The sequence below is a fragment of the Oscillibacter acetigenes genome (assembly GCF_025567605.1).
GTDB classification, from domain to species: domain Bacteria; phylum Bacillota; class Clostridia; order Oscillospirales; family Oscillospiraceae; genus Oscillibacter; species Oscillibacter welbionis.
In genome coordinates this window covers 185819-191767 of the sequence record NZ_JAOQKG010000008.1, presented here as the reverse complement: position 1 = coordinate 191767, position 5949 = coordinate 185819, and the positions used below count along the sequence as shown (strand labels likewise).

Annotated in this window: 8 protein-coding genes, 1 tRNA gene and 1 rRNA gene; 5 read left to right on the top strand and 5 right to left on the bottom strand. The window is 57.3% G+C overall.

All coding sequences use genetic code 11. From position 1 onward, the window contains the following. The 3 genes from rrf to OCV80_RS15980 form a co-directional block, all read left to right on the top strand. Positions 1-92, top strand: a 5S ribosomal RNA gene (gene rrf, locus OCV80_RS15990); the annotation flags it as partial. Positions 93-147: 55 nt separating this feature from the next. Further along, positions 148-828 (top strand): DNA/RNA nuclease SfsA, encoded by a 681-nt coding sequence (gene sfsA / locus OCV80_RS15985; RefSeq protein ID WP_136891610.1) that lies wholly within the window; start codon positions 148-150, stop codon positions 826-828. Positions 829-840: 12 nt separating this feature from the next. Continuing rightward, positions 841-1413, top strand: a complete 573-nt coding sequence (locus OCV80_RS15980) for a manganese efflux pump MntP (RefSeq protein ID WP_136891611.1) — start codon at positions 841-843, stop codon at positions 1411-1413. A gap of 74 nt (positions 1414-1487) precedes the next feature. On the opposite strand, the gene OCV80_RS15975 is transcribed toward OCV80_RS15980, so the two are convergent. The 3 genes from OCV80_RS15975 to OCV80_RS15965 form a co-directional block, all read right to left on the bottom strand. Next, positions 1488-1643: a hypothetical protein gene (locus OCV80_RS15975; RefSeq protein WP_170180093.1), complete on the bottom strand. Its 156-nt coding sequence runs from the start codon at positions 1641-1643 to the stop codon at positions 1488-1490. Positions 1644-1724: 81 nt separating this feature from the next. Beyond that, positions 1725-2816, bottom strand: a complete 1092-nt coding sequence (locus tag OCV80_RS15970) for an S-layer homology domain-containing protein (protein ID WP_136891612.1) — start codon at positions 2814-2816, stop codon at positions 1725-1727. Between the two features lie 26 nt (positions 2817-2842). Further along, a complete protein-coding gene (locus tag OCV80_RS15965; protein ID WP_021750403.1) occupies positions 2843-3472 on the bottom strand; it encodes a redox-sensing transcriptional repressor Rex in 630 nt (209 codons plus the stop codon). Between the two features lie 360 nt (positions 3473-3832). Here OCV80_RS15965 and OCV80_RS15960 point away from each other — a divergent pair. Together OCV80_RS15960 and OCV80_RS15955 are read left to right on the top strand one after the other, a co-directional pair. Further along, a tRNA-Arg gene (locus OCV80_RS15960) sits at positions 3833-3909 on the top strand. A 63-nt stretch (positions 3910-3972) separates the two neighbouring features. Then, on the top strand, positions 3973-4680 hold the full coding sequence (locus OCV80_RS15955; RefSeq protein WP_119310744.1) for a gamma-glutamyl-gamma-aminobutyrate hydrolase family protein: 708 nt from the start codon (positions 3973-3975) through the stop codon (positions 4678-4680). Positions 4681-4894: 214 nt separating this feature from the next. Here OCV80_RS15955 and OCV80_RS15950 read toward each other — a convergent pair whose 3' ends face one another. After that, positions 4895-5710 carry a site-specific integrase gene (locus tag OCV80_RS15950; protein ID WP_136891613.1) on the bottom strand — a complete coding sequence of 272 codons (816 nt, stop codon included), beginning with the start codon at positions 5708-5710 and terminating at the stop codon, positions 4895-4897. Positions 5711-5731: 21 nt separating this feature from the next. After that, the coding region (locus OCV80_RS15945) for a tyrosine-type recombinase/integrase (protein ID WP_449588477.1) at positions 5732-5949 on the bottom strand (218 nt) is incomplete at its 5' end.

The window sequence follows — 5949 nt, the reverse complement described above, 5'->3', positions numbered from 1 at the left end:
CCACCCGTTCCCATTCCGAACACGGCAGTTAAGCTCGTTCCTGCTGACAATACTTGGCTGGTGACGGCCCGGGAAGATAGGTAGCGCCAACACTGAGAGGCCACATCGTTTGATGTGGCCTTTTTTCGTCGCATGGGAGGCATCGTTTTGCAATATCATCAAGTGGTCAAAGGAAGATTTCTACGGCGGCCCAACCGTTTTATCGCTCATGTGGAGACAGAAGACGGGCTGCAGATCTGCCATGTAAAAAACACCGGACGCTGCCGGGAGTTGCTGGTGCCGGGAGCAGCGGTCTATCTGGAAAAGGCCGCAAATTCTGCGAGAAAGACAGCGTATGACCTTATCGCCGTGGAGAAAGGGGCCTTGCTGATCAATATGGATGCGCAGGCCCCAAATCGTGTTTTTCAGGAGTGGGCCGCCCAAGGACATTTCCTGCCAGATCTAAAGTCCATTCAACCGGAATATCATTATGGAGAGTCCCGTCTGGACTTTGCGCTGACAACAGAAGCCGGGCTGCACCTGGTGGAAGTCAAGGGTGTTACCCTGGAGGAAAACGGTGTTGTCCGATTTCCGGACGCGCCGACAGAACGGGGCGTGAAGCATATTCACGAGTTACAGCGGGCTGTCCGGGAGGGAATGGGCGCTACCCTGTTTTTTGTGATCCAGATGCACGGCGTGGATCGCTTCTCTCCCAACGACGCCACCCATCCGGCCTTCGGTGCGGCCCTTCGGGAGGCAGCTGCCTGGGGTGTCCAAGTGTACGCCTATGACTGCCTGGTGACGCCGGACAGTTTAACTATCCACCAGCCGGTGCCGGTGGTATTATAAGGGAGCGGCAATATGGGATTTTTGGAATTGCTGTTGATCGGCGTGGGGCTCTCGATGGACGCCTTTGCTGTAGCGGTGTGCCAGGGACTCTGTATGCCAAAACTGAATCTGCGCTATGCGGCTGTGATTGCGCTGTTTTTTGGCGGATTTCAGGCGCTGATGCCCTATGCCGGCTGGCTGCTGGGCGCCCAATTTGCCGGGTACATCCAACATCTGGACCACTGGCTGGCTTTTTTTCTGCTGGCATTCATCGGCGGTAAGATGGTGTGGGAGTCTTTGAAAGGGGAGGCGGAGGAGACGGCCTGTGCGGTGAGTGTGACGCTGGATTATAAGCAGCTGCTGCTGATGGCGGTGGCTACCAGCATCGACGCATTGGCTGTTGGGGTCACGTTTGCATTTTTGAACGTGGACATCCTGCCTGCTGTGACGGTCATCGGCTGCACGACTTTTGTGATCTCCCTGGCGGGTGTGGTGATCGGGACCTTTTTCGGCGCCCGCCTCCAGTGCTGGGCGGAGATCGCCGGCGGTGTGATCCTGATCCTTCTGGGTGGAAAGATTCTTCTGGAGCACCTGGGGATCCTGTAAGCGCCTATAAAAAACAGCGAAGTGGAAAACGCCCCGGGCCATTTGGCCCGGGGCGCTGGTTATCTTATGAAATCTCAGCAGCAGGGATTGGGATTGCAGCCGCAGTTGTTGTTGCAGCCACAGCCGCAGCCGTTGCCGCCCCAGCTGCCGTTGCCGCAGCAGCACCAAATGATGATCAGCAGAATGATGATCCAGCAGCAGTTGCCGCCGCCAAAGCCGTTATTGCACATACCGGAACCTCCTATGAAATCGTAGACCGACCGAACCGGTCTCAATCCATAGTATGCCGGACCGGCAAAGGGGTTCCGGTTTTATTTCCGGCCGCTGGTGACGAGTGCGTCGGCCGCCTGTTTCTCCCGCACGGTGAAGACGCCCTTGTCCATCAGCGTGTCTCCCAGTGTCTGCCTGCTGCCGGACACCGCGGCATCCAGCGCGTAGTAGGAGACGTATGCGAGATCCGCACGGAGGAACGTGCCGCCCTGCAGGGCGGCCAGCTCGCCCTCCGTGATGACGCCATTGGTCAAGGCATTGGTCAGTGTGCCGGAGAGGTCCTTGTTGTCCGCGGAGCTGTATCCCAGTGCCCGGAGGATGAACTCCATGTATTGGCTGGCTGTCACCGTCTGGCTGGGCCGGAAGGTGGTGGCGGAGTATCCGTTGGTGTAGCCCTTGCTGTATGCGTAGCCCACGTATTTCTCGCTCTGGGTCCCGGAGGTGATGTCCGTGAAGGGAGTGGAGCCGGTGTAGGCCAGCGCATCATTCTCCTCGCCCAGGACGCGGATGAACATGATGAGGGCTTGCAGGCGGGTAGGGGCGACCTCCAGGTCATATCCATCTCCGTAGCCGGTGAAGCTGCCTTGAAACAGGTGCATGGTCTTGAGCGCGACAGCAATGGCGTTGTAGTCCGTGTTGGTGGAGTAGCTGAAGGCGTAGGGGCCCTGATAATCCACAACCGCCGTCTTGGAGGTGACGGTAAACACGGCGGTGGTTTCCTCAGCCACCAGATACCGGTGGCTGGCTGTAAGGGCACTGCCACTGGTAACGATGGTCCCTGTGGTGACATCCACCACAGCGCCGGAGTTGAACGTGACCTGCATACCGCCCGCCAGCAACAGGACGCCCGTGCCGGTGGAGCCGGTCAGGGCGTCGCCTGCCTTCAGACGGGTCTCCATCCACGTGGCGGCCCCGCCGTCGGAAGGAGCCGCGTCTCCGTTCAGCAGCGCCTGGTCAGAGGCATCCAGTTTTTCCTCCACCCGCTGGTCTACCGCATCGGTGAAAGTGCCGGTGAGATAGGAGAGGGAGGCCAGCGGATCGGAGGCCCCGCCGGCCGCGGCCAAGGCGTACACAACGGTGACGGTAAGTAAGAGGCAGACGGTGATGAGGGCAGTCTTGGTCTTCCTTGTCATAGATGATTCCCTTCCACGCTGGAGCGTCAGCGGTTGGCGATGCGGTAACTGAGGGTCAGGAGGCTGTCTGCGAAGTGAATGTTCTCAAACTGCACATCCGGGAGCTGACTGCTGAGCTCAATGTTGGTAAAGTTCCAAAAGCCCTTGACGCCCAGATTGATGAGGTGGCTGGCGGTGTCCTGGGCCACGGACTGGGGAATGGTCAGCACCACCACGTCCACCGGGTGGTCCTGTAGGAAGTGATCTAGCTCGGACATGGCGTATACCGGCACATTATTCACCACAGTCCCGATCACGGCGGGGGAGACATCAAAGGCTGCGTCCACCGTAAACCCACTCTGGGAGAATGGGAAGTTCTGCAGCAGTGCGTGGCCCAGATTGCCAACGCCGATCATGATGAGGTGGTGGTTGTTGTCCACGCCCAGGATATGACCGATCTCGGCCCGCAGTTCTTCTACATTGTAGCCGTAGCCCTGCTGGCCGAACTCACCGAAACAGCTGAAATCCTGGCGGATCTGAGAGGCGGTGATGTTCATCTCCTGCCCCAGGGAGTGTGAGGAGATGCGCACGACGCCGCGGTTGCAGAGGTCTGTGAGCTGGCGGTAATATCTGGGCAGACGCCGTATCACGGCGTCGGAGATGTTTTCCTTTCGCATATAAGTCACTCCTTGCTATTTGTTAAATCATTCTCAATTAAGTTTAGACCAAAATCAGGGACTTGTCAATTTTTTTAACAATCTTTTTAAGAAAAATTTTTTCAAGAAAAGCTTTACAAAGCGGAAAAATGTTGGTATACTAAATAAGCTGTTTGAAGAAGATGTTGATGTATGCGCCTGTAGCGCAGTTGGATAGCGCGTCAGACTCCGACATTTCAGGCTCGTTCAGTTGAGAGATGGCGCAAAGCGTTGGGAGTCTTTGGTTTTAACGGGCAGAGAGAAAAAATTCTGTTTCCGTTGACTACTATTTGACTACCAATTTTGAAAATCCCGTGTTATAATAGAACATAGTTTAGGTATGCGCCCGTGGCGCAGTTGGATAGCGCGTCAGACTCCGACTCTGAAGGCCGCTGGTTCGAATCCAGTCGGGCGTACCACGTGCAAAGAGGCACTCGAATTTCGAGTGCCTCTTTGCTTTTATCAATCAGAGGTGATGAACTATGGAGAAACCCATCATCGGGGTAACGCCCCTGTGGGACGAGGAAAAGAAGTCCTACTGGATGCTGCCGGGGTATCTGGAAGGAGTGAAGGAAGCCGGTGCCATCCCCGTCATCCTGCCGCTGACAACCAATGGGGCGGATATTGCCCAGCTCGCGGATCTCTGCGATGGTTTTCTCTTTACTGGTGGGCAGGATGTCGATCCCCAGCTGTACGGGGAGGCCATGGAGCCCTTCTGCGGCGAGCTGTGCCCTGCCCGGGACGCTCTGGAGCAGGAGTTACTCCGACAGGCTTTGGAGCGGGACAAGCCCATCCTGGGCATCTGCCGGGGTATTCAGTTCCTAAATGCAGCCTTGGGCGGAACCCTTTATCAGGACCTGCCCACGGAGCACCCGTCAGAGATCGGGCATTCCATGAAGCCGCCCTACGACCGGATGGCCCACACGGTGCATATATGGCCGATGACGCCTCTGGCCTCTCTGCTGGGAAAGACGGAACTGGAGGTGAACAGCTGTCACCACCAGGCGATCAGGAGTTTAGCCCCCAGTCTCGTAGAAATGGCCCGCAGCACAGATGACCTCATCGAGGCGATGTATCTGCCCGGCAAGACCTTTGTCTGGGGCGTCCAGTGGCATCCGGAGATGTCCCTGCAGGAAGAGTCCAGCAGGAAAATTTTTGAGGCGTTTGTCGGGGCTGTCCAACAAAAATGAGCTGCCATCGAAGAATTACCCCCCGTCCAAAGGACGGGGGATTTCTTTCTGTTGCCGCTTTCACTCAGCCAGAGGAAACCTCCGCGGCTCCGCCACACACTGGTACAGCACAGCGTCGCAGTTCCGGTAAATGATATACTTCAGCCGGTTGCTCGGGGGTCCATTCCGCCGGAAGGTCACGATGGCCTCGTTCTGTTGCCAGCCGATCCCCAGGTTATACGATCCGCACCAGGCGCAGTGGTTGACGGGGATCTGCGGCTGTTTCGTTTCTCTGTATTTCATCAAATCTCCAGTCCCTCCTGCAGAACCTGACTGGCCGCTTTCTTGTTCTTATTAAATGCGTGTGTGTAGATGTCCAGCGTAGTGGAGGGCTGACTGTGGCGCCCAGCAGTCCCGCCACTGTGGCTACGTCGGCCCCGCCCGCGATCAGGAGGCTGGCGTTGGTGTGCCGCAGGGAGTGGACGTTCAGGGCAGGGGGCAGGCCGTGCTTCTTTAAGATCAGCTTGAACCGCCAGGCGAAGGTGGAGGGCGTCATGGGGAGCCGGTCTCCGTGACGGCGGAAGATATAGTCCGTATCCTCTAATTCCCGCCCATCATACGTTTCCGTCTCCCAGGCGCACTCCCGCTGGAACTCCTGCAGCAGGGACACCATCTCCAGAGAGAAGTAAACATACCGGCCTCCGGCCACAGTCTTTGTCTCCTTGGCGATGATATCCTCGCCGGTGACCTTTACCACATTCTGCTGGATGTGAATGGACCGCTCATCCCAGTTGATGTCGCCCCACTGCAACCCGCAGCATTCGCCCCGGCGCATCCCGGTGGCGATGATGAGCTTGAAGTAGGTCTCGTACTTGAGGTTCCCCTCCTCCAGTACGGCAATGAGCTGCTGGGCGGTGGCCTCGCCAGCGATCACCTTCTCTTTCTTTTTCCCGGTATAGTGGTATGTCCGCCAAGCCGGGGTATGGTCCAGAAAGCCGCCCTCCATGGCATCTGAGAGGATCGTACACAGCGTTGCGTGTACACCCTCCACAGTGCACTCGGAGAGCGGCTTTCACGTTCTTTGATTCTTCACTTTCCGAAGACCGGAGTGGAGCTGCCGGAAATACTCCGGCCGAAGTTCCGTCAGCTTGTAGTGCCCTAGGACTGGCAGGAAGCAATCAATGTCCTGCCGGTCCCTGGCCGGGGTAGGCTTGGTCAGCTTGCCGGGAGCGATCTCACGGAGCCACAGCTCCGTGTACTTCGCCAGTGTAATACTCCACTCCACTTCTT